Consider the following 21,272-nt stretch of genomic DNA (forward strand, 5'->3'; position numbering starts at 1 on the left):
CGCCAATCGGCGGTTTTATTTATATTCATGTCAAAATGAAATCGGCAATTTTGTCTGATACATAATCCGGATTTTCTTCAGGGACGAGGTGTCCGGTATCCCGCAGGGAATAGAAAATGGAATTGGGCAGATCCTGATGAAGCCTTTTTCCGATCTGTACAGGGACGATGCGGTCCTCTTCGCCCCAGATTAAGAGGGAAGGCGTCTCGATTTTCTTCAAATCGTCCGGTAATAAATCGCCTTCCCGGTGTCTGATGAGACGCGCGAGCGCCCTGAAAATTTGATCGTCGAGAAACGGTTTCAGGTAGCCATTGATCATCTCCTGATCGATCAGAGATCTGTCGTAGACAACATTCATGAGATTTTTCAGGACGCCTTGTTTTGATAGCCAGCGCTTGATGTACAAATAAAAATAAGGAATATGGCTCCCGAAAATGAGCGGGCGGGGGGAACGCTTTAAATAGCCTGAGCTGCACAGCAGGACGACTTTTTTGAACAGTTCAGGCCTTTCCTTTATCGCATAAAGTGAAATCTGGCCGCCCATCGAATGTCCGACAAGCACGGCGTCTCTAATCCTCAGCCTTTCGATCAGTTCGATGACCACCCTGGCCATGTTTTGATAGGTATACACAAAGGTGCTGGATTTTTCTGATTGGCCGAAGGGAGGCAGGTCAACGGCGACTAAATTAAACTCATCCTTCAGAAGAGGAATGATTTTTCTGTAGCAAAACGAGGAAGAAAGAAAGCCGTGTATTAAAACGAGCGATTGCCTGCCCGGATTCTCGTAATGCTCATAATATATATTGACCCCTTGAATGGTTTCAATAGAAGGTTTTGTTAACAGCATGATCCAAATCACTCCGAATGTTTTTCTTTCATGTTCAAACAATCTGGCTGCATGTTGTCGCCTAAGTCCTGAGTACGTTATTTATCGTACCCGAAAAAATTTTTTTCACGCTTTGATTTCGCTTTTTTACCGCCTTACATTCGTTCAAAAACGTGCTATAATATTCAGAAGATTTCTTGACATATAAAAGGTGTGATAACGAGATGAAGCTAACAGAAAAAGAAACAGAAATATTGGAAATATTAGAGGAAAACAGCCGCCTCGAACCTGAAACCATTGCTAAAATGGCGAACATTTCACAGGAAGAAACAAAAGCGATTATCGAAAAGCTTGAAAAAGAAAAGGTCATCATCGATTATTCGGCAATGATCGACTGGCGAAAAGTCGACGGCCATGAAGGCGTTACAGCGATGATCGATGTGAAGGTAACACCGAAGCGCGGCGTCGGATTTGACGAAGTGGCCGAGCGGATTTATCGTTTTCAGGAAGTTGAATCCGTTTACTTGATGTCAGGCGTATATGATCTGTCTGTTGTCATCCGCGGCAGAACGATGTCGGATATTTCGCATTTCGTGTCCGAAAAATTATCGACGCTCGAATCGGTCGTGTCGACAACCACCCACTTTATTTTAAAGAAATACAAGCATGACGGTAAAGTTTTTGACTCCGGTGATGATGACAAAAGAATCGTGGTGTCTCCTTAAATGAGGACAACTTATATTTCGAAAGCAGCCCAGCAAATCAAACCGTCGGGCATCCGCAAATTTTTTGATCTTGCGTCCACAATGGAAGGCGTGATTTCATTGGGCGTCGGAGAGCCCGATTTTGTAACGGCGTGGAATGTCAGGGAAGCGAGCATCCTTTCCCTTGAACAGGGCTACACGTCATATACGGCAAACGCGGGTCTTCTTTCTTTGCGGAAAGAGATCAGCGCTTATCTGAATAAACGCTTTCATCTGGATTATGCTCCTGATGACGAGCTGATTGTCACAGTCGGAGCAAGCCAGGCGCTTGATATTGCGGTCAGGGCGATCCTTGATCCCGGAGAAGAAGTGCTGATTCCCGAGCCTTGTTTTGTCGCTTATGAAGCGCTTGTTTCTTTGGCGGGGGGAAAAGCGGTTCACATTCACACGAACGCAGAACGCGGATTTAAAGCGAGCGCAGCCGATTTTGAAGCCGTTCTGACTGAACGTACGAAGGCCATTATCCTTTGCACGCCGTCTAATCCGACAGGCTCTGTGTATACAAAAAAAGAACTGGAAGAGATCGCGGCTTTTGCTGAACAGCATGACCTGATTGTAATAGCGGATGAAATATACGCCGAGCTGACATACGATGAAGCGTATACAAGCTTTGCGGAAATCGCCGGAATGAAAAAGCGGACGATATTGATATCGGGTTTTTCGAAAGGGTTTGCCATGACAGGCTGGCGCCTTGGATATGTCGCAGCTCCTGCATATTTAAGGGACCCTATGCTGAAAATTCACCAGTACTCGATGATGTGCGCGCCGAGCATGGCTCAATTTGCGGCGGAGGAAGCCCTTAAAAACGGGCTCGAAGACGTCGAAAAGATGAAAAAAAGCTATCGCCGCCGAAGGAATGTGTTTGTGGATTCACTGAACGAGATCGGGCTTGACTGTCATCAGCCGGGGGGCGCTTTTTACGCGTTTCCGTCCGTTAAAAAAACGGGCATGAGTTCAGAACAGTTTGCTGAGGAGCTTCTCATCGCAGAAAAAGTCGCCGTCGTCCCGGGCAATGTTTTCGGGCCGAGCGGCGAAGGCTATATCAGATGTTCTTACGCTTCCTCGCTTGAACAGCTTCAGGAAGCGCTCGTCAGAATGAAACGCTTTGTCCAGAAGACCGGTGCAGTTCAATAAAAAAATGCGCACCTAAAAGGTCCGCATCAACATAAGGGGGGGAATACTAGAAAGCCTTAGTTGTTCTTTAGTATTCCCCTTTCAGCTCGGTTTTAAACATACAATGCTTAAAAAAGTTTTTTTGCTTAATAAAGACTTGTATGATATAATTTTTTATTGCGTATAAAAAGAGTTAAATTCATATGATTTAGGAGTTGTTAGTTATGACAGCAAAATTTGAAGTAGGCAGTGTTTACACTGGAAAAGTGACTGGATTACAGGCGTACGGAGCGTTTGTTGCATTAGATGAAGAAACACAGGGACTCGTGCATATTTCTGAAGTAACACACGGTTTCGTTAAAGATATTAATGAGCACTTGGCGATCGGTGATGAGGTGCAAGTGAAGGTTCTTTCTGTAGATGAGGAAAAAGGCAAAATCAGCCTTTCTATCCGCGCTACACAGGCAGCTCCTGAACGAAAAGAAAGCAAGCCTAGAAGACAAAAGGCTGTTCAAGCCGAAGATACAGCCGCTCCACAAGGATTCAACACGTTAAAAGACAAACTTGAAGAGTGGATCGAGCAGTCCAACAGAAAAGATCTTATTAAGAAGTAAATGAAAAAACTCCGGCAAAAGCCGGAGTTTTTTTATCGCATTTCCGGCTGCTTGGCGTCTTCGCCAGCAGTCTCTTCAGCCGGTCTAAATAAAAGTCCGAGGTTGATCAGACCTGCAATTCCGACAAGCGCGTAAACGGTCCGGGCTAAAGCGGATCCTTGACCGCCAAAAATGGCTGCAACCAAGTCAAATTGAAAAAATCCTATCAGTCCCCAATTGATTGCTCCAATGATTGTTAATACCAATGCAATACGTTGAAGTGCATTCATTTGTTTTTCCTCCTTTTTGAAGTCCTATATTTCACATTTATAGATTGCGACGGATTTGGAAACATTATACGCCTGAGGAGCAGATCGCTTTACAGGGCATTCGGCGATTTCCCATAATAGTAAATAAAGGAGGAGATGTAGATGGATAATTTTACATATTGGAATCCCACGAAGCTGATATTCGGCCGGGGAGAAGTTGAAAAGCTGGCAGAAGAGGTGAAACACTACGGCCGCAATGTCCTGCTCGTATACGGAGGAGGCAGCATTAAACGAAATGGTTTATACGATCAAGTGATTTCAATTCTTGAAAAGGCAGGCGCGACCGTCCATGAATTGCCCGGTGTCGAACCGAATCCGCGTGTTGCCACTGTGAATAAAGGAGTCGCGATCTGCAAAGAGAACGATATTAACTTTCTATTGGCAGTCGGCGGCGGAAGCGTCATCGATTGTACGAAAGCGATCGCCGCCGGAGCGAAATACGACGGCGATGCATGGGATATTGTGACAAAAAAACATATTCCTGCTGATGCGCTGCCGTTTGGAACGGTTTTAACGTTGGCAGCAACAGGATCGGAAATGAACTCGGGATCTGTGATCACAAATTGGGAAACCAATGAAAAATACGGCTGGGGAAGCCCGCTCGTATTCCCTAAATTTTCAATTCTTGATCCGGTCAACACATTTACCGTTCCGAAAGACCACACGATTTACGGCATTGTCGACATGATGTCCCACGTGTTTGAGCAATATTTTCACCATACCGAAAATACTCCTTATCAGGACCGGATGTGCGAATCCCTGCTCAAAACGGTGATTGAAACAGCTCCTAAGCTCATTGAAGACCTTGAAAACTATGAGCTGCGCGAAACGATTCTCTATACAGGCACCATTGCGCTGAACGGTATGCTATCAATGGGCGCACGCGGAGACTGGGCGACGCACAATATCGAGCACGCTGTTTCGGCCGTCTACGATATTCCGCATGCGGGAGGGCTTGCGATCCTGTTCCCGAATTGGATGAAGCACACGCTTTCCGAAAATGTCGGCCGCTTTAAACAGCTTGCCGTACGCGTTTTTGACGTAGATGAAACAGGAAAAACCGATCGTGAAGTGGCGCTTGTTGGAATCGAGAAGCTGTCTGAATTCTGGACCAGCCTTGGCGCGCCAAATCGTCTTGCTGATTATGACATCACAGATGAGAAGCTGGATCTGATTTTCGACAAAGCGATGGCAAACGGCGAATTCGGCCGCTTTAAAACGCTGAATAAAGACGATGTTCTGTCTATTTTGAAGGCTTCTTTATAAGATTTCTTGACGGCTCAAGGAGGACCGCCATACCTTGAGCCGTTGTTCATTTGTTATCTTTTTGACAAAACTGCGCGTGGCGGCTGAAAAACATGCATTTTTGCGTGTCTGCCTCCATCCTCCTTTTTTTCGTCACTTGATTTAACGAAGGAGTTCATATAAAGTGAAAAGGGAAGAGGCTGTCGCCGAAAATCGACATGTTTTAAAACCCTTTGGCCCGCACTCTCATGAAAATGAAAGCGCTGGCGGGTATATGGAAGAAAACAGCTAGTACTGGAGGTTTAATAATATGACGCATGTCCGTTTTGACTACTCAAGAGCATTGCCATTCTTTAAAGAACATGAACTTACATATCTGCGTGACTTCGTGAAAGTCGCCCACCATACCATTCACGAAAAAACAGGTGCGGGCAGCGACTTTTTAGGATGGGTGGATCTTCCGACTGACTACGACAAAGAAGAATTCGCCCGCATTAAAAAATGCGCTGAAAAAATTCAAAATGATTCCGATGTTTTGCTGGTTGTCGGAATTGGCGGTTCATACCTCGGCGCAAGAGCGGCGATCGAAATGTTGAATCATTCATTTTACAATGTGCTGCCGAAAGAAAAGCGTAAAACGCCGCAAGTGATTTTCATCGGCAACAACATCAGCTCTTCTTACATGAGAGACGTGATGGATCTTCTTGAAGACGCTGATTTTTCAATCAACGTGATTTCTAAATCAGGCACAACGACAGAACCGGCGATTGCTTTCCGGATCTTCCGCAAGCTTCTTGAAGAAAAGTATGGAAAAGAAGAAGCGAAACGCCGCATTTATGCAACAACTGATAAAGAGCGGGGCGCATTAAAAACGCTTGCTAATGAGGAAGGCTTTGAATCATTTATCATTCCTGACGATGTCGGTGGCCGCTTTTCTGTGCTCACAGCGGTCGGCTTGCTTCCAATCGCAGTCAGCGGAGCCGATATCGATGAAATGATGAAGGGCGCCCGCGATGCGAGCAAAGACTTCTCCACATCAGAGCTTGAAGACAATCCGGCTTACCAATACGCGGTCGTCAGAAATGTCCTTTATAACAAAGGCAAAACGATTGAAATGCTGATCAACTACGAGCCGGGCCTTCAGTACTTCGCAGAATGGTGGAAGCAGCTCTTTGGCGAAAGTGAAGGAAAAGACGAAAAAGGCATTTATCCATCTTCAGCCAACTTCTCGACGGATCTTCACTCTCTTGGACAATACGTACAAGAAGGAAGAAGAGACATGTTCGAAACGGTGCTGAACGTTGAAAAGCCGAGACATGAGCTGACAATCGAAGAAGCGGACAATGATCTTGACGGCTTAAACTACCTTGCCGGCAAAACGGTCGACTTCGTCAATAAAAAAGCGTTCCAAGGCACAATGCTCGCGCACACAGACGGTAATGTGCCGAACCTGATCGTGAACGTACCTGAAATGAACGCTTACACGTTCGGCTACCTCGTGTACTTCTTTGAAAAAGCCTGCGCAATGAGCGGATACCTGCTCGGCGTCAACCCGTTTGACCAGCCTGGAGTGGAAGCGTACAAAGTCAATATGTTCGCTCTCCTCGGCAAGCCTGGCTTCGAAGAGAAAAAAGCAGAGCTTGAGAAACGTTTGGATCAATAAACGAAAAAACAGCCTCCGGACTTATTGTCCAGGAGGCTGTTTTAATTCATATGACGGATGCTGAAGTCCAGTAGACGGATAAAATTCGTCATGAGTGTAGACGAATCCCAATTTTTCCAGTCGTTTTTGTGAAGCTGTATTTTCAGGGTGATGTCCCGCAAACAGCTTTTTTGCCCGGATTTTGTTAAATGCGTATTCAATCATGGCCTCAGCCGCTTCAGATGCATAACCTTTCCCCCAAGCCGAACGGACGAGATGAAAACCAAGCTCGTACACATCATTTTCCGGGTCATAGGGGCGAAGTCCGCAACATCCGATGAATTCGTTGTTTCCTGTTTTAAATATCGGGAAGTATTGCACACCGTGTGTTTTGTATTGTTCGATCTCAAGCAGCAAACGATTTCTTATTTCGCTATCGGTCATAATTCCGTCTGCTGTCAGATATTTGGCCACATCTCGATTTCCCCACAATGTCTTTGCCAAATTCAAATTCTCTTTAGCCCATAAAGAAAAGCCGATGCGTGTTGTTTGCAGAAAGCAGTGCTTCATTCCATTCCGGTCCCCCTTGTAAGGCAGCTGTTCACCTTATTTTAACACGGCAATAGCCGGCGGGGCCCGTTAACCTAATGATTCATCCCGTAAATCGCAAACGCGAGATAAGTCGCGAAAAAACTCCACAACACATAAGGGACAAGGAGAAGTGCTGCTCTTTTATGAATGCGAAGTGTAATCAAGGCGAGCGCAAGAGCGGTCAAGGCTACGAAAAAGGAGTCGGCCGAGGCAGCAAGTACGTTTTTTTCCGTGAATTGAAAATAGCTGAATGCCTGGTTAAACAAATAGTTAATGATCAGCATGATCCAAAATGGCGCCGCTGCTTTTCTCAGATCATATGTGGCATACACAAGCGCCGCCGCTAATGAAATGAAGGCGAACAGCACGCTCCAGATGGTTCCGATCAAACGGCCTGACGGTGTCCAATCCGGTTTGTTTAATGACTCATACCATTCACGATCTACGGGAAATAAAACGCCCGCGAGTGAAAACAGTGCATATGTAACGAGAAACACGATCACAGCCGCTACTATTTTTTCCTTCTTCAATAGAAGTCCCTCCTCATAGTAAGCTCATACCTTTGTCTTTCCCTATTCGTTTAAATATACTCATACCGCACAAGCTTCTGATCCATACTAAAAAATAAAACGGGTGAAGTGACATCATGTTATTTGTATTGGAAACGTTGTTTCTCATCTTAACGGGTATTATTCTGCTGAGAATTTCGGGAAGAAAATCAATTTCACAGATGACAATAGCCACCACCGTCGTCATGATTTCCATCGGAACGATCATTGTTCAGCCGATCATTGAAGACAGCATTTTTAAAACGGTGGCAGCTGCATCGATCTTTATCATCGTCCTTCTGTTGATCGAGTATTTGAAAATGAAATTTGATTTTTTTGAAAGCCTGATTGCGGGGAAAGCCGTTGTATTAATCGAAAACGGCGAGCTTCAGAAGCAGAACCTAAAAAAGCACCGCCTGACTGTCGACCAGCTGGAAATGAGGCTCAGGACACAGGGGATTTCAAAATTATCGGACGTGAAAAACGTAACGCTCGAATCAAACGGCCAGATTGGCTACGAGTTATCGGATGATGCAAAGCCTTTTACTATGGGAGAGTATAAAAAATTCCTCCGCATGCAAAACAACCTGCAGCAGCCGGAGGACAATCTGTTTAAGGAAATCAATGAAGGGCACCTGCACGAACCTGATAAACAATTGCGCTAGGGCCCAGAAGTATAAAAACGAAAAAAGGAGTTTTTTTATGATAAGCTTACCTTCTGAACTGGAAAACCGGTCGTTTTCTCTTTATCATCTCGAACAGACGCTTAAGCCTCTCGGTTATGTAATCAGCGGCGGCTGGGAATATGACCGCGGCTTTTTTGACTATAAAATTGATGATGAGGAAGGATACTTATTTTTGCGGATTCCGTTTGAAGCGGAGGACGGACAGCTTGATTCGCAAAATGCGACGGTCAAGCTCGGTACACCGTTTTTGCTTCGCCACGTCTATCAGGAAGCGCTGGACGACTACGTCGTTCAGGGGAATTTTCGCGCATCTTTTGACCAGTTTGCTGAACCGAAAGAAAAAGACGCCGATATTCCCGGCGTCTATGAAAAGCTTGGCCAATCGTATGTAAAAGAACTCGAAAAGGCGCTTCTTTCCTAAAGTGACAGCAGCTGGTCTGTCGGCTGAAGCTTGTACGAAAATGAAGGAGACAGCACAGGCCCGTCTTTTTGGTGAATACCGATGACGAAAATGTCTTCCTTCATGAAATGGTGAATCACTTCTTGAAAAGACGCACCTTCCATCGTCTTCGGAAGCGGAACCCGATGGACTTTGAAATGAATATCGGCTTCCTTAAATAGCGGATCAGGAAGCTGATTTTTAATGAGAAAATGCTGCAGCATTGCTGTTTTTAAAAGGTCCGCCGTACTGATGATTTGGTTCGCTCCGGCGCGCTCGGCATTTTTTTTCTGCTTTTCCGTCAAGATTTCTACAACGCAATACACCGACGGGTTCAAGCCTTTAACAGCCAGCAATGTTAAGACCGACTGCATATCTGCAGATATTTCGCTTTTATGCTGATCGGCGGTAATAAAGACGATTTCAGCTTCTTCAATATTGGCTTTTTGCAGTGTGGCATCATCCGCAGCGGGTCCTCTGATGAAATGAATGTTTTCCATCAGGGGGCCTTCCTTTAGTGTTTCATCAATGAGCACGATCGTTTTGTTTGAATCGGCGGCCTGGAGCGTCCTCATCAGCTTGTTGGATTTCTCGTTCCAGCCGATCAGGATCATATGTCCCTTGCCTCTGTAGTTGACCTTGCCTTCGGCGTAGCGCTGCTGCTTGCTAAAAGCGGCCGTCGCCATCGTTGCAAAATAGGCCGTGACAAACGCTGCCCCTATTAAAATAAGGAGCATGCCGACGGTTTTGCCGAGTGCGGTTTTAGGGACAAAATCGCCATATCCGACTGAGGACACGGTGATCAGCGCCCACCATACGCCTTCAAAAACGTTTGAAAACTGCTGCGGCTCGACGAATGTGATCAGCTGACCGAAAAGGATGATCAATAAAAGGATAATGATTGCGATGCGGACATATATCGGCCACCTCAGCCATGCGATAAATACACGGTTTGATTTCATGTTTCTTCACCGTCTTTCCGCAGGGAAAATGATAAAATCTCTTTGATGATTGCATTTAACTTTTGATTGGTGCTTACTTTCCCGTGCTGTTCAATGGCTTGTCTGATCATTTCTGCCGTTTCTTCTTCAAATTCGATCAGCTGCTCGTCTTTTTCCGATTCGTTATAGAGAAGAATGAACGCATCAAGCCCTTCATTCATTTTATCAATCGCCGTGCTTAACTGTTCTTTTTCCTGATCCGTTACTTTCACCGTGTCACCACCCGTGCTCTCCTTTTTATTCAGTATATCCCTCTTTTACAAAAATTTTTCAGGTAAAAATAAACCTTTGTTAACCGACAATAACCGGTAGAGCTGAAGATTTTTACTGCGGCGTCATATCGGTTCCCGTCCTTCCATACACTTTTTATAAACGGATGAGGGATGGGAGCGGAATGTCCTGTTTAATGAGGCTCTTTTTCATACTGGTCGGAGTCCAGCTGATGGCGGCGGCATCCATTCAATTCATTTTTGATTTAAATGCCGTTTATCATTCCTCTGATGAGGTATTCTGGAGGGAGTTTTTCAAGGAGCTGTCCACAAGGCCGCCTTTCTACATCATGGTGTCAGGAATGGTGCTGATCTTTATCGGGGTTTGTTTACCGCGAAGAAAAAGGTAGTGCACTTTTCTGTACAAAAGGAAATCCCTCGGGATAAAATATATTTACAATTAAAATTTTAAACGACTTATCACAAGAGGGAAGATGATTGCATGAGCATGATTTTTTACTTGTTAACATTTGCTGCATTAGGTTTATCGATTTGGGCACAATTTAAAGTAAAGAGCAACTTTGAAAAATATTCAAAAGTAGAGGCGTCAAGCGGGAGAACTGGAGCCGAAGTGGCCAGACAGATTCTCGACCAAAACGGCCTTTACGATATCCCGGTTGAACCGGTAAGAGGAACCTTGACAGACCATTATGACCCGACAGCACGCGTTGTGCGCCTGTCCGAACCCGTATATTACGGGCGTTCAATTGCAGCGGTTTCCGTTGCTTCCCATGAATGCGGACATGCCCTGCAGCATCAGGAATCATACGGCGCACTTGTTTTGAGGCATAAGATGTTTCCGATCGTGAACTTTTCTTCGGGAGTGGCGCCGTTTTTGTTTATCGGCGGAATGCTGCTCGGAAGCCTGAATCTGATCGGACTCGGCATCATTTTGTTTTCGGCGGCCGTATTCTTTCAGCTTGTGACACTGCCAGTTGAATTTAACGCAAGCTCCCGGGCAAAAAGGATCATCGTTTCAGAAGGAATGATCCGTAACACGGAAGAAAGAGGCGTCAGCAAGGTGCTGGATGCCGCGGCTTTGACATATGTTGCTGCAGCGCTTGTTTCGCTGTTTGAGCTGCTGCGCTTCGTCGCAATTTTCCTGTCCGGTCGTAATGACTAACCATTCGTCTTAAGGAGGTGGCCCCTTACCATATTTGGTAAGGGCTTTTTTTGAATATCCTGAATCTCATACTCGTCATACTTTTAATTGCAGCTACGGCTTTTTTCGTTGTCGCCGAATTTGCGATCGTCAAAATCCGCGGCACAAAAATCGATCAGCTTGTTGAAAGCGGGGATAAGCGGGCGATTGCGGCCAAAAGAGTGGTGACAAATCTTGATGAATATTTGTCTGCCTGCCAGCTCGGCATTACCATCACCGCATTAGGGCTCGGCTGGCTCGGAGAATCGACATTCGAAAGGATCATCCATCCGCTTTTTGAACTATTTGGCCTGCCTGAATCCGTTTTAAGAGTGGCTTCGATTGTTACCGCCTTTGTCATCATTACATTTTTGCACGTTGTGGTCGGCGAGCTTGCGCCAAAAACGATTGCGATTCAAAAAGCGGAAGCCGTCAGCTTATGGACGGCGAAGCCGCTCATTTTGTTTTATAAAATCATGTTCCCGTTTATCAAACTGCTGAATGGCTCGGCCCGGCTGTTAACGAAGCTGTTCGGGTTCCATTCGGTTAAAGAGCATGAAGTGGCAATCAGTGAGGAAGAGCTGCGGCTTATGCTGTCTGAAAGCTATAAAAAAGGAGAAATCAACCAGTCTGAGTATAAATACGTCAACAAAATTTTTGAATTTGACAACAGACTGGCCCGGGAAATCATGGTGCCGAGAACGGAGATGGCTACCTTGTTGGCCGATCAATCCATAAAAGAAGCGATTGAAACCGTCATTAATGAACGCTATACGAGATATCCGGTCATTAAGGATGATAAAGATCATATTATCGGAATTGTCAACAGCAAGGATTTGTTTAAATCGTATTTTCTCGACGAGACGATTCCTTTAACGGACTTAATGAGGCCTGTCATCAGGGTGATTGAGAACATACCGATCCAGGAGCTCTTGATTCGCATGCAGAAGGAACGGATTCATATGGCCATTCTTGTTGATGAGTACGGTGGAACGGCAGGACTGGTTACGGTTGAAGACATATTGGAGGAAATCGTCGGGGAAATCCGGGATGAGTTTGATCAGGACGAAATGCCGCACATTATAAAAAAAGGCGAACACCATTATATTATGGACGGAAAGGCTTTAATCGACGAAGTGAATGACCTCCTTCATATCGCGATTGAAAACGAAGAAGTCGATACGATTGCCGGCTGGCTTCTGACGCAAAAGATGGAGCTGAAAAACGGTGACATCCTCAAAACTGAGGGATGCGAATTTAAAATTCTTGATGCTGAAGATCATCATATCCGTTTCATTGAAGTGAAAAAAACGGAATTTTAAAAAGACAGCTGCGGGCGACCGCGGCTGTTTTTTAGTTCGATGGCCGTTCTTTATTTCAATAAAATGGATATCTTTTCAAAGATAAGAGGATATATCTATGGAAATTCATGACTTTTTACGAATGTACTCCGTTTCGTTCTTTTTTATAATAGGGTGTATAAATATGAGGAGGTTTTCAATACGTGAGAAACAACCATTTGCTAAAAGCTATCCTGCTATGGGGAGCTGTATGTATCATGCTGCTGACGGGGCCGCTCTCAGCGCTTGCTGCTTCGTCATCAAACCCGTCGGATAAATTGTATTTTAAAAACAAAAAATACTACATATTCAACAATGTTTGGGGAGCCGACCAGGTCAGCGGCTGGTGGCAGACCATTTATCATAACAATGATTCAGACATGGGCTGGGTATGGAATTGGCCGAGCAATACAAGCACAGTAAAAGCTTATCCGTCGATCGTCAGCGGCTGGCATTGGACTGAAGGCTATACTGCGGGCAGCGGCTTCCCGACCCGATTGTCAGATCAAAAAAACATCAACACGAAAGTCAGCTATTCGATCAGTGCGAACGGCACGTACAATGCCGCATATGACATTTGGCTCCACAATACAAACAAGGCAAGCTGGGGTTCGGCTCCAACCGATGAGATTATGATCTGGCTCAATAACACAAATGCCGGACCTGCCGGTTCTTATGTCGAAACTGTTTCGATCGGCGGGCACAATTGGAAAGTATATAAAGGCTATATTGATGCTGGAAGCGGCAAAGGATGGAACGTGTTTTCATTTGTCAGAACGGCAAACACCCAACGTGCGAACCTGAATGTTCGGGATTTCACGAATTATCTTGCCGACTCCAAACATTGGCTTTCCAAAACAAAGTATGTCAGCAGTGTGGAATTCGGGACGGAAGTTTTCGGAGGCACAGGACAAATTAATATTTCCAATTGGGACGTAACAGTCCGCTGATGGATTCACACCGCTCTTTCACAAAAAGAGCGGTGTTTAATTTATTCCAAATGTTCTTTTTTAGGCGTTCGCAACTGAAATATTACGATACCATCCTTACGTATTGCCGTTTATCTTCATCCTGTATAACCACTCCAAGCTTTGCCAGGTCTTTGCGCAGAATTTTTGCTTCTTCATGTTTATTATCCAGTAAAGCTCGTTCTCTGGCTAAAAGTAGCGTATTGATATGCGAGGGAAAATCGGGGTGATCCGCAACCCAGCGTTGATACTCATTCTTAAAAGGATCTTCGTCTGCCCATTTATAGCCGTGATGTTTAAAAGCACTTTCTGCAAGGGCTCTCTTTGATTCAAGTTGTTCACGGTACAATTCAGTACCCTTATGATCAAGAACAACAAGATCCTTATTCTCAAGATAAACTGCAGAAATGTCTTTTTTCTCAATCACTACTTCTTTCTCTTTAAACAACAGCTTCACATTTTGATCAGAGATGAACACCTGAAGAATTTCAGTGAAAATATATTGTGAAAAAAATAGGCCGGCAACGATTCCGATAACTGCAGCGATAATTGAAACCCAGAAATTGTTTAGTGATGTGATAAATTCCAAAGGCCCTTTAAAAGGAACGATTGGAATGGTCAATAACCAATCGGCTATAACAGGCAAAAACCATCCAAGAACAGCTCCTAAAACCGGTGGAATGATCCAATATAAGGTTTTCTCTATTTTAGATAATCCAATAATCGTTTCCTGATTCAAAATCTTTCACTGCCTTTCATCACATGACTGACTGCTGTTTCCCATATTTTTTTATAATCCATCTCGATTCCTAAAATCATAAAGTTACCCAAATTATCAATGATCAGGGCAAGGGAGTGTGCATTCACTTTGGTGTTTTTAGAAGAGATGACACCGAGTTCGACACCGTAAGAAAGCAAAGCTTCAAAACCTTCTAAGAATTGTTCCATGATAGATTTAAGCTTTTTCTCATATCTTGGTTTTTGTGCTGCACTTAAAACAAACTCGTGTACCACTTTTAAAGCAGGAGAGTTATGTTTATACTCTTCAAAATAGCGTATGCCGTCTGTTATTAATCGTTTTTTAAAGTTCTCCTTCGTGTACTCATTGATTGAAAAAAATTCAGAGAAATTGTGATCATCAAATACAATGTGAAATAGATAATCCACCAGCTCTTCTTTAGAAGGGAAATAATAGTAAATAGCCGGTTTAGAAATGCCGACTTCCGATGCAATCATTGAAAGGCTCGTGCCTTTTAGGCCGTGTTGGGCAATAAGAGTAAATGCTGCTTCAACAATCGCATCTTGGGTGTTCATTTTCTTTTTCATTGAAATCATCCTTAGCATAATCTGTATATTTATTTTACTTACCGATAGGTAAAAAAGCAACTGTAATTTATGCTTTACATATTCTGTATTAACAGATGCTCCGTTTCAAAAGGATTAAAGCTTCTTTCACCTACTCTTGCCATCACCCTTGCTGCCTTCAAAGGATTTATAAGCCGCAAAGCATATTTAGTATTGAGAAACGTATAATCGTTGGTATATCAAAGTTTATAGGATGTTTATGTTCGGAGTCTAAAAATATTTTATTCATACAACAAGGGGTGTTTGAATGACAAGGGCATGGTGGAAAGAGGCTGTCATATATCAAGTGTATCCGCGCAGTTTTATGGATTCGAACGGGGATGGCATCGGAGATATCAACGGGATCAGAGAGAAGCTTCCGTATATCAGGGAGCTCGGGGCAGATGCCATTTGGATTTGTCCGGTCTTTGATTCTCCCAATGCCGATAACGGTTATGACATCAGGGATTATCAAAGCATTATGCCGGAATTTGGCACGATGGACGACTTTGACGCTCTGCTGACTGAAGCGCATCAGCTCGGAATGAAACTGATCATCGATCTCGTCATCAATCATACGAGCGATGAACATCCATGGTTTATCGAATCAAGGGCAGAGCGGAATTCCGGGAAGCGGGACTGGTATATTTGGCAAGACGGAAAGGACGGGAGCGAACCGAACAACTGGGAAAGCATATTCGGCGGCTCAGCCTGGACTTATGACGAAAAAACAGAGCAATATTATCTGCACCTGTTTCACGAAAATCAGCCGGATCTGAATTGGGAAAACAGTGACATGCGAAGCGCTCTTTATGACATGGTCAACTGGTGGCTTCAAAAAGGAATCGACGGGTTCAGGGTTGACGCGATTTCACACATTAAGAAAAAAGAAGGACTTCCGGATCTGCCGAATCCGGAAGGGCTCTCTTTTGTGCCTTCATTTGCTTATCATATGAATGTCGACGGGATTATAGCGTTATTGCAGGAACTAAAAGAAAATACGTTCGCCGGGTATCCCCATATCATGACAGTCGGCGAAGCAAACGGTGTCAGCGCTGAAGAAGCGGAGTACTGGGTTGGAGAATCAAACGGGATATTCAGCATGATTTTCCAATTTGAACACCTCGGTCTTTGGGGGATTGAAGGCGGAGAACTCGATCTCCCCGAACTCAAGCGGATATTGTCAAACTGGCAATCGGCTCTTGAGGGGAAAGGGTGGAACGCGCTTTTTATCGAAAATCATGATCAACCCCGGGCCGTTTCAGTCTGGGGAGATGACGGGAAATACAGAGTAGACAGCGCCAAGGCCTTAGCTGCGATGTATTTTTTGATGAAAGGCACCCCGTTTATTTATCAAGGGCAGGAAATCGGAATGACAAACGCGATTTTCTTCGATATAGATGATTATGATGACGTATCGATTAAAAATGATTACCGGATTCAAAAAGAAAAGGGCCGCTCACACGAAGACATCATGAAGGCGGTTTGGAAAAAGAGCAGGGATCACGCCCGCACGCCGATGCAATGGACGGATCGGCCAAATGCCGGCTTTACTAAAGGAGAACCGTGGCTCTGCATGAACGAAAATTACAAGCTGATCAATACAGTTCATCAGCAGCATGACCCCCGGTCAGTCTATCATTTTTATAAACGGTTGATCGCGATCAGAAAGCGGTATGACGTCTTCATCGACGGATCATATGAACTGCTCTTGCCTGAGGACCGGCAGATTTTCGCATACTTGCGGAAGCTTCGGGAAGAAACGGCCATCGTGATCGTCAACCTTAGCGCGCGCCAGGCGTATTACCACCATCCCGCATACCCGTTATGTACGGACGGACTGCTGCTGTCAAATGCTGATATCAACGCGCACAAGCACCTTACATCTTTTGTGATGAAGCCTTATGAGGCGCGCGTTTACATGATCAGACAGGAAATCGGCGATTTATAACGAATAGAGAAAGGGTGCCAGGAAAGGAGCGGATTCGTATGTTGAAAAAAATACAGATTCAAACAAACCGGCGCGATGAAATGCTTGATATTACAAATGACGTCCAAAGATTCATTTCAGAAAATGGCGTTTCCAGCGGCACTGTTATTGTCTATTGTCCGCATACAACGGCAGGCATAACGATTAATGAAAATGCCGACCCCGATGTTAAACGCGATATGCTGAGACGGTTCGATGAAGTGTATCCGTGGGAACATGAGCTTGACCGCCATATGGAAGGGAATACTGCGGCGCATTTGAAAGCGAGCACGGTCGGGGCATCGCAACATATGATCATTGAAGGGGGCAGGCTTGTCCTCGGGACTTGGCAGGGCATATATTTTTGCGAGTTCGACGGCCCGAGGCACCGGACATGCTATTTTAAAATCACAGCCGATTGAAAGGAGAAAATAAAATGAATCAGTTCATGGAACGTCTCTCTTTATCAAAGCCTGTGATCCAGGCGCCGATGGCGGGTGGACCGACAACACCAAGGCTCGCCGCCGCCGTATCAGATTGCGGCGGCTTAGGCAGCCTTGCATCCGGCTATTTGACGCCGGAAGTTCTTCAACGACAGATTCTGGAGACTAAAAAGCTGACATCAGCCGGGTTTCAAGTCAACCTCTTCATTCCGGAAAAACGGGAAAACGTCAGACGGGAAGAATATGAAGGGTGGAAAGAGAAGATACCTTATGCGCATTCGGCTTCACCCGTGCCAGAAGAGAAACACGATTGGGACGATTTTTACGAGAAAATCGAAATCATTTTAAGGGAAGGGGTCAGCGCCGTTTCATTTACGTTTGGCCCGCCGCCGGCCGATGCCGTCAAAGAACTGAAAGACCGAAACTGCTGTTTAATGGGCACCGCCGTTTCGGTTGAAGAAGCCTTGATGCTTGAAGAATTGGGGATGGATGTCATCGTTGTTCAAGGAAGTGAAGCTGGCGGCCACAGGGGTGCCTTTTTGAAAACGAAGGGAGAACCCGCTGTCGGCTCGATGGCTTTAATTCCCCAAGCGGCAGATCATGTGTCGGTTCCGATTATTGCAGCGGGCGGCATTTTTGACAAAAGAGGTGTTGCGGCAGCTTTTGCCCTCGGCGCACAGGGCGTTCAAATCGGCACCGCTTTTTTGACGTGCGAAGAAAGCGGAACACACCCTGCATACAAACAAAAATTGCTCGAAGCGGTTGAAACAGACACAAGGCTGACCCGTTTGTTCTCAGGGAAGCCGGCAAGAGGCATCGTCAATCAATGGATGGAAGACAGGCGCCCGGACGAAGTTGAAGCGCTGCCTTATCCTCTGCAAAATACGCTGACGCAGCCGATGAGAAAACAGGCGAAGCTTGAAGGGAATCCGGACGGCATGTCATTGTGGTCCGGGCAGGGCGTGCGGGCCTCCGTCCGGCTAACGACGGTGAAGGAGCTGATGGATCAGCTTGCGCCTGCCGATGTGCTATCTGATCATTTGTATTAATGCAGGAATATCAACCCGTGTCACTTGAGAAAGCAGATAGGCGGACGTCTGTGCATGAGGCTTTCTCAGCCCGTTCAGTTTTTCAATGATCGTTTCGCCGCTTAAGATCCCCAGACCGTGTGCCGCATAGAGATTATTTTCAAGTAAAATAGCGTTTTCTCCGCGCCACTGCGGTCTTTCGGGATCGAATTCAGGGTTCTTGAAATACAGGCAGTCTCCCGGAAGGTAGTCGTTCCCCTTATCCGTATAGATCGGCAGCCGCTCATAATGCCAATCGTATAAAATGATTCTTTGATAATTCCGGTCAAATGTCTGATCGCCGATCGTTTTGAGGAGCGCCATATAAAAAATGATGACAATCGCAGTTGCGCACTCAAAAGCATAAAGAGAGCCGCTTTCGAAAATATTTCGAATCGCCTTTGAAGCCGGCGCTCTGTACTTCAACTCCAAAGCCCCCTCAGGCGTCACCCTCCAAAACTCTTCATTCCCGTATGTCTTTGAAAAGGTGGCAAACTTTGCTCCGCTGTTGATCAGCTCTCTGGCTGATTCGACGGTATGCACTCTGAATCTCAGCTCAAATAACAGTTCTGAGATTGAACCGTATCTATATCTGGACGGCATGGCCAGCATCCGGTTGGCAATGTCTCTTTGCGTCTGACTGACATTCAGTTTTTCGATATCCTCAGGACGGAGCCAGTAGCCCGAAACACTTATCATAGGATACACCCTTTTCCCTTTTTTATTAGCGTATGCCTGATGCTTGGGCAGGAAAACGGTCTAATTTTCCGCTTTTTTTACTTAAAAAATAGATCCCGTCTCCGATAAAAGTAGAGAAAGGGGAATCACACATGAAAAAGCTTTTAAATTGGATGAAACGGCCTTCTATTTCTAAAAAATTAATTTTTTCATTTATATTCATTTTAACAATTCCGATCTTGGTTCTTTCGGCTACTTCATATTTTACGGCCAGCAGCACGCTTGAGGATGAGATTTTGAGAAGTGCGAAAGACAATATCGATGAACTGAACGACATCATTCAGCAAGATATCGGCAGCAAGGAGACTTCTATTGCGTATTTCAGCGAATGGATTGATCAAAAAGCGTACAAAGAGAAAGGGCAGACCGCCATTAAACAGCGGTTTGAGTAATTTGCAAAACAAAATCCCGACGTCGAACTCGTATTCACCGGTTCGGAGGATAGCGTTTACGCACAATATCCGAATGCTCCATTGCCTGACGGGTATGACCCGGTAGAACGCGACTGGTACAAACAGGCTGTCCAGGAAAAAGGGAAAACGATTGTAACTGAACCTTATGAGTCTGCATCAACAGGCCATATGGTCGTCACGATCGCCAAGCAGAACAAAGACGGATCAGGCGTAGTCGCCCTTGACTTAAACATTGACAAGCTGATCAAATCGGCAAACAGCATCAGCATCGGAAAAACCGGCTATGCATTCATCATCGGCGAAGGGAAAACGTATGTCGCCCATCCGAAAATGAAAGCCGGCACAGAAGCAGAAGCCGATTTGACAGAGCAGATGTTCAGCAAAGAGAGCGGCTTGTTCACATTTAATGAAAAAGGCAAAGAAAAGAAAACGGTCTTCACGACCAATAAACTAACAGGCTGGAAAATCGGCGGAGAGATGAATACAGCAGAGATTAAAGACGCTGCACAGCCTGTGCTTCACATGGCAGTCATGACATTGGCAGGCGCGATTATTCTGGGCGGCATTCTTGTTTACTTTATCGTCCGCGCGATCAGCAAGCCTTTAAATCAACTCGTCTCTTCTGCAAAAAGCATCAGTGAAGGAGATCTGACACAAAAAATCGATGTCCGCTCCAGAGACGAATTCGGACAGCTGGGCGCAAGCTTCAACGAAATGGCTGACTCATTGCGTTCGCTGATCAGCACAATTCAGGAATCGGTCGACAATGTGGCATCTTCATCAGAGCAGCTGACGGCAAGCGCCGACCAGACAAGTAAAGCGACGGAGCACATTACATTAGCCATCGAGCGGTTCTCAAGCGGCGCTGAAAGTCAAAATGAAAAAGTCGAAGCGAGCTCCCAGCGGCTCAGCCAAATGAATGACAAGCTGAATGAAATCGCAGGCGTATCGGAATCGATTACAGAATCCTCGGGTAAATCGACGGAAATTGCCGAAACAGGCGGAGAGCTCGTCCAACAAACCGTCGGGCAGATGAATTCGATCAACAAGTCCGTCAGACAGGCCGAACAGGTTGTCAAAGGGCTAGAAGCGAAATCGAAAGATATCACCGCGATCCTGCGCGTCATAAACGGAATCGCTGATCAAACGAATTTACTGGCGCTGAACGCCGCCATAGAGGCAGCGCGGGCCGGCGAATCAGGCAGAGGATTCTCGGTTGTCGCTGAAGAAGTCAGAAAGCTTGCGGCCCAATCAGCAGGATCGGCAAAAGAAATCGAAGAGTTGATTCAGGATATCGTCAAGGAAATCGAACATTCGCTCAACATGTTCAAATCGGTCAACCAAGAAGTACAGTCAGGGCTCGAAATTACGGAAGAAACGGAAACGAGTTTTAAACATATTTACGACATGACGAACGAAATCGCAGGCAAGCTGCAGACGATGAACGCCGCAGTAGAGCATTTGTCAACAGGTTCTCACGAAATATCCGACGCGGTCGAAGAGATCGCCGACGTATCGCGTGAAAGCTCTGCCGGCATTCAAGACATCGCTGCTTCAGCGGAAGAACAGCTGGCTTCAATGGAAGAAATCAGCTCATCCGCTGCGACGCTCGAACAAATGGCTGAAGAACTGCGCGACTTAACGAAAAAGTTTAAAATTTGATGAAAAGAGGCTGCTGGTCAGCCTCTTTTTTAAGCTCTTTTTTAAGAATCTTCAGAAATACTTTTTAAAGTTTTTTAATATGCAAAAGTAAATGAAAGCTCCGATATTAGTTTCATAATCTAGAAGCTAAAGGAGTTATAT

Annotated in this window: 25 protein-coding genes and 1 pseudogene; 17 read left to right on the top strand and 9 right to left on the bottom strand. The window is 45.3% G+C overall.

What is annotated here, in order from left to right; translation table 11 throughout:
- Positions 1-25: 25 nt before the first annotated feature.
- Positions 26-847, bottom strand: coding sequence for an alpha/beta fold hydrolase (locus ACH97_RS01895; protein ID WP_020452768.1), 822 nt, complete (start codon positions 845-847; stop codon positions 26-28).
- A gap of 203 nt (positions 848-1,050) precedes the next feature.
- On the opposite strand from ACH97_RS01895, the gene ACH97_RS01900 reads away from it, so the two are divergent.
- The 3 genes from ACH97_RS01900 to yugI all read left to right on the top strand — a co-directional run bounded on the left by ACH97_RS01900 (position 1,051) and on the right by yugI (position 3,317).
- A complete protein-coding gene (locus ACH97_RS01900; protein ID WP_003184796.1) occupies positions 1,051-1,551 on the top strand; it encodes an Lrp/AsnC family transcriptional regulator in 501 nt (166 codons plus the stop codon).
- A complete protein-coding gene (locus tag ACH97_RS01905; RefSeq protein WP_020452766.1) occupies positions 1,552-2,724 on the top strand; it encodes an aminotransferase in 1,173 nt (390 codons plus the stop codon).
- A gap of 203 nt (positions 2,725-2,927) precedes the next feature.
- Positions 2,928-3,317 carry a S1 domain-containing post-transcriptional regulator GSP13 gene (gene yugI, locus ACH97_RS01910; RefSeq protein ID WP_020452765.1) on the top strand — a complete coding sequence of 130 codons (390 nt, stop codon included), beginning with the start codon at positions 2,928-2,930 and terminating at the stop codon, positions 3,315-3,317.
- Between the two features lie 32 nt (positions 3,318-3,349).
- Here yugI and ACH97_RS01915 read toward each other — a convergent pair whose 3' ends face one another.
- Positions 3,350-3,586 carry a DUF378 domain-containing protein gene (locus ACH97_RS01915; protein ID WP_020452764.1) on the bottom strand — a complete coding sequence of 79 codons (237 nt, stop codon included), beginning with the start codon at positions 3,584-3,586 and terminating at the stop codon, positions 3,350-3,352.
- A 141-nt stretch (positions 3,587-3,727) separates the two neighbouring features.
- Between ACH97_RS01915 and ACH97_RS01920 the strand changes: the two genes are divergently transcribed.
- Together ACH97_RS01920 and ACH97_RS01925 are read left to right on the top strand one after the other, a co-directional pair.
- Positions 3,728-4,891, top strand: a complete 1,164-nt coding sequence (locus ACH97_RS01920) for an iron-containing alcohol dehydrogenase (protein WP_048350482.1) — start codon at positions 3,728-3,730, stop codon at positions 4,889-4,891.
- Between the two features lie 289 nt (positions 4,892-5,180).
- Positions 5,181-6,533, top strand: a complete 1,353-nt coding sequence (locus ACH97_RS01925) for a glucose-6-phosphate isomerase (protein ID WP_020452762.1) — start codon at positions 5,181-5,183, stop codon at positions 6,531-6,533.
- Between the two features lie 21 nt (positions 6,534-6,554).
- On the opposite strand, the gene ACH97_RS01930 is transcribed toward ACH97_RS01925, so the two are convergent.
- A complete protein-coding gene (locus tag ACH97_RS01930) occupies positions 6,555-7,082 on the bottom strand; it encodes a GNAT family N-acetyltransferase (protein ID WP_020452761.1) in 528 nt (175 codons plus the stop codon).
- Positions 7,083-7,156: 74 nt separating this feature from the next.
- Entirely contained in the window at positions 7,157-7,633 is a 477-nt protein-coding gene (locus tag ACH97_RS01935; protein WP_020452760.1) for a TspO/MBR family protein, read from the bottom strand.
- Between the two features lie 116 nt (positions 7,634-7,749).
- On the opposite strand from ACH97_RS01935, the gene ACH97_RS01940 reads away from it, so the two are divergent.
- Both ACH97_RS01940 and ACH97_RS01945 read left to right on the top strand, forming a co-directional pair.
- A complete protein-coding gene (locus ACH97_RS01940; RefSeq protein WP_020452759.1) occupies positions 7,750-8,316 on the top strand; it encodes a DUF421 domain-containing protein in 567 nt (188 codons plus the stop codon).
- Between the two features lie 37 nt (positions 8,317-8,353).
- Positions 8,354-8,758 carry a YugN-like family protein gene (locus ACH97_RS01945; RefSeq protein ID WP_020452758.1) on the top strand — a complete coding sequence of 135 codons (405 nt, stop codon included), beginning with the start codon at positions 8,354-8,356 and terminating at the stop codon, positions 8,756-8,758.
- Here the strand turns inward: ACH97_RS01945 and ACH97_RS01950 are convergent.
- Positions 8,755-9,738 (bottom strand): potassium channel family protein, encoded by a 984-nt coding sequence (locus ACH97_RS01950; RefSeq protein WP_020452757.1) that lies wholly within the window; start codon positions 9,736-9,738, stop codon positions 8,755-8,757. The two genes, ACH97_RS01945 and ACH97_RS01950, sit on opposite strands and share 4 nt — an antisense overlap.
- Positions 9,735-9,989: a membrane-integrating protein MstX gene (locus tag ACH97_RS01955; RefSeq protein WP_020452756.1), complete on the bottom strand. Its 255-nt coding sequence runs from the start codon at positions 9,987-9,989 to the stop codon at positions 9,735-9,737. Before ACH97_RS01955 ends, ACH97_RS01950 begins: the two co-directional genes overlap by 4 nt.
- Positions 9,990-10,171: 182 nt before the next feature.
- Here ACH97_RS01955 and ACH97_RS01960 point away from each other — a divergent pair, with 182 nt between their 5' ends.
- From ACH97_RS01960 to ACH97_RS01975, 4 genes are all read left to right on the top strand, one after another.
- Complete coding sequence (locus ACH97_RS01960) at positions 10,172-10,396, top strand: YuzI family membrane protein (RefSeq protein WP_023856126.1); 225 nt, start codon at positions 10,172-10,174, stop codon at positions 10,394-10,396.
- Positions 10,397-10,494: 98 nt separating this feature from the next.
- On the top strand, positions 10,495-11,169 hold the full coding sequence (locus tag ACH97_RS01965; RefSeq protein WP_023856125.1) for a zinc metallopeptidase: 675 nt from the start codon (positions 10,495-10,497) through the stop codon (positions 11,167-11,169).
- A gap of 50 nt (positions 11,170-11,219) precedes the next feature.
- Entirely contained in the window at positions 11,220-12,509 is a 1,290-nt protein-coding gene (locus tag ACH97_RS01970) for a hemolysin family protein (protein WP_020452754.1), read from the top strand.
- A gap of 182 nt (positions 12,510-12,691) precedes the next feature.
- Positions 12,692-13,477, top strand: coding sequence for a GH12 family glycosyl hydrolase domain-containing protein (locus tag ACH97_RS01975; RefSeq protein WP_020452753.1), 786 nt, complete (start codon positions 12,692-12,694; stop codon positions 13,475-13,477).
- An 82-nt stretch (positions 13,478-13,559) separates the two neighbouring features.
- Here ACH97_RS01975 and ACH97_RS01980 read toward each other — a convergent pair whose 3' ends face one another.
- Positions 13,560-14,234, bottom strand: a complete 675-nt coding sequence (locus ACH97_RS01980; protein WP_020452752.1) for a YqeB family protein — start codon at positions 14,232-14,234, stop codon at positions 13,560-13,562.
- A complete protein-coding gene (locus ACH97_RS01985; RefSeq protein WP_016886099.1) occupies positions 14,231-14,821 on the bottom strand; it encodes a TetR/AcrR family transcriptional regulator in 591 nt (196 codons plus the stop codon). Before ACH97_RS01985 ends, ACH97_RS01980 begins: the two co-directional genes overlap by 4 nt.
- Before the next feature lie 286 nt (positions 14,822-15,107).
- Here ACH97_RS01985 and ACH97_RS01990 point away from each other — a divergent pair, with 286 nt between their 5' ends.
- The 3 genes from ACH97_RS01990 to ACH97_RS02000 are packed head-to-tail and all read left to right on the top strand — an operon-like array spanning position 15,108 to position 18,300.
- A complete protein-coding gene (locus tag ACH97_RS01990) occupies positions 15,108-16,790 on the top strand; it encodes a glycoside hydrolase family 13 protein (protein ID WP_048350481.1) in 1,683 nt (560 codons plus the stop codon).
- 38 nt (positions 16,791-16,828) lie between these two features.
- Positions 16,829-17,230: a secondary thiamine-phosphate synthase enzyme YjbQ gene (locus tag ACH97_RS01995; protein WP_020452750.1), complete on the top strand. Its 402-nt coding sequence runs from the start codon at positions 16,829-16,831 to the stop codon at positions 17,228-17,230.
- Positions 17,231-17,244: 14 nt separating this feature from the next.
- A complete protein-coding gene (locus ACH97_RS02000) occupies positions 17,245-18,300 on the top strand; it encodes a nitronate monooxygenase (protein ID WP_020452749.1) in 1,056 nt (351 codons plus the stop codon).
- Here the strand turns inward: ACH97_RS02000 and ACH97_RS02005 are convergent.
- Entirely contained in the window at positions 18,280-19,017 is a 738-nt protein-coding gene (locus tag ACH97_RS02005) for a protein-glutamine gamma-glutamyltransferase (RefSeq protein ID WP_020452748.1), read from the bottom strand. The genes ACH97_RS02000 and ACH97_RS02005 overlap by 21 nt on opposite strands.
- A gap of 131 nt (positions 19,018-19,148) precedes the next feature.
- Between ACH97_RS02005 and ACH97_RS24365 the strand changes: the two genes are divergently transcribed.
- The 3 genes and pseudogenes from ACH97_RS24365 to ACH97_RS24375 all read left to right on the top strand — a co-directional run bounded on the left by ACH97_RS24365 (position 19,149) and on the right by ACH97_RS24375 (position 21,131).
- Complete coding sequence (locus tag ACH97_RS24365) at positions 19,149-19,448, top strand: MCP four helix bundle domain-containing protein (protein ID WP_411809906.1); 300 nt, start codon at positions 19,149-19,151, stop codon at positions 19,446-19,448.
- A gap of 30 nt (positions 19,449-19,478) precedes the next feature.
- Positions 19,479-20,189, top strand: a pseudogene (locus ACH97_RS24370) (cache domain-containing protein); the annotation flags it as partial.
- The gene (locus tag ACH97_RS24375) at positions 20,184-21,131 is read left to right on the top strand and encodes a methyl-accepting chemotaxis protein (protein WP_371268752.1); all 948 of its coding nucleotides are present in this window, start codon (positions 20,184-20,186) and stop codon (positions 21,129-21,131) included. The pseudogene ACH97_RS24370 and the gene ACH97_RS24375, both read left to right, overlap by 6 nt.
- Positions 21,132-21,272 lie beyond the last annotated feature (141 nt).

Origin of the sequence: Bacillus paralicheniformis, from assembly GCF_001042485.2 — a bacterium.
Classification (GTDB): Bacteria; Bacillota; Bacilli; order Bacillales; family Bacillaceae; genus Bacillus; species Bacillus paralicheniformis.

Coding starts and splice junctions, on each gene's coding strand:
- ACH97_RS01915 (WP_020452764.1), bottom strand. CDS start 3,586: ATGAATGCACTTCAACGTATTGCATTGGTATTAACAATCATTGGAGCA.
- ACH97_RS24375 (WP_371268752.1), top strand. CDS start 20,184: ATGGCTGACTCATTGCGTTCGCTGATCAGCACAATTCAGGAATCGGTC.
- ACH97_RS01995 (WP_020452750.1), top strand. CDS start 16,829: ATGTTGAAAAAAATACAGATTCAAACAAACCGGCGCGATGAAATGCTT.
- yugI (WP_020452765.1), top strand. CDS start 2,928: ATGACAGCAAAATTTGAAGTAGGCAGTGTTTACACTGGAAAAGTGACT.
- ACH97_RS01965 (WP_023856125.1), top strand. CDS start 10,495: ATGATTTTTTACTTGTTAACATTTGCTGCATTAGGTTTATCGATTTGG.
- ACH97_RS01985 (WP_016886099.1), bottom strand. CDS start 14,821: ATGAAAAAGAAAATGAACACCCAAGATGCGATTGTTGAAGCAGCATTT.
- ACH97_RS01945 (WP_020452758.1), top strand. CDS start 8,354: ATGATAAGCTTACCTTCTGAACTGGAAAACCGGTCGTTTTCTCTTTAT.
- ACH97_RS01900 (WP_003184796.1), top strand. CDS start 1,051: ATGAAGCTAACAGAAAAAGAAACAGAAATATTGGAAATATTAGAGGAA.
- ACH97_RS02005 (WP_020452748.1), bottom strand. CDS start 19,017: ATGATAAGTGTTTCGGGCTACTGGCTCCGTCCTGAGGATATCGAAAAA.
- ACH97_RS01905 (WP_020452766.1), top strand. CDS start 1,552: ATGAGGACAACTTATATTTCGAAAGCAGCCCAGCAAATCAAACCGTCG.
- ACH97_RS02000 (WP_020452749.1), top strand. CDS start 17,245: ATGAATCAGTTCATGGAACGTCTCTCTTTATCAAAGCCTGTGATCCAG.
- ACH97_RS01895 (WP_020452768.1), bottom strand. CDS start 847: ATGCTGTTAACAAAACCTTCTATTGAAACCATTCAAGGGGTCAATATA.
- ACH97_RS01950 (WP_020452757.1), bottom strand. CDS start 9,738: ATGAAATCAAACCGTGTATTTATCGCATGGCTGAGGTGGCCGATATAT.
- ACH97_RS01940 (WP_020452759.1), top strand. CDS start 7,750: ATGTTATTTGTATTGGAAACGTTGTTTCTCATCTTAACGGGTATTATT.
- ACH97_RS01930 (WP_020452761.1), bottom strand. CDS start 7,082: ATGAAGCACTGCTTTCTGCAAACAACACGCATCGGCTTTTCTTTATGG.
- ACH97_RS01925 (WP_020452762.1), top strand. CDS start 5,181: ATGACGCATGTCCGTTTTGACTACTCAAGAGCATTGCCATTCTTTAAA.
- ACH97_RS24365 (WP_411809906.1), top strand. CDS start 19,149: ATGAAAAAGCTTTTAAATTGGATGAAACGGCCTTCTATTTCTAAAAAA.
- ACH97_RS01990 (WP_048350481.1), top strand. CDS start 15,108: ATGACAAGGGCATGGTGGAAAGAGGCTGTCATATATCAAGTGTATCCG.
- ACH97_RS01920 (WP_048350482.1), top strand. CDS start 3,728: ATGGATAATTTTACATATTGGAATCCCACGAAGCTGATATTCGGCCGG.
- ACH97_RS01960 (WP_023856126.1), top strand. CDS start 10,172: ATGTCCTGTTTAATGAGGCTCTTTTTCATACTGGTCGGAGTCCAGCTG.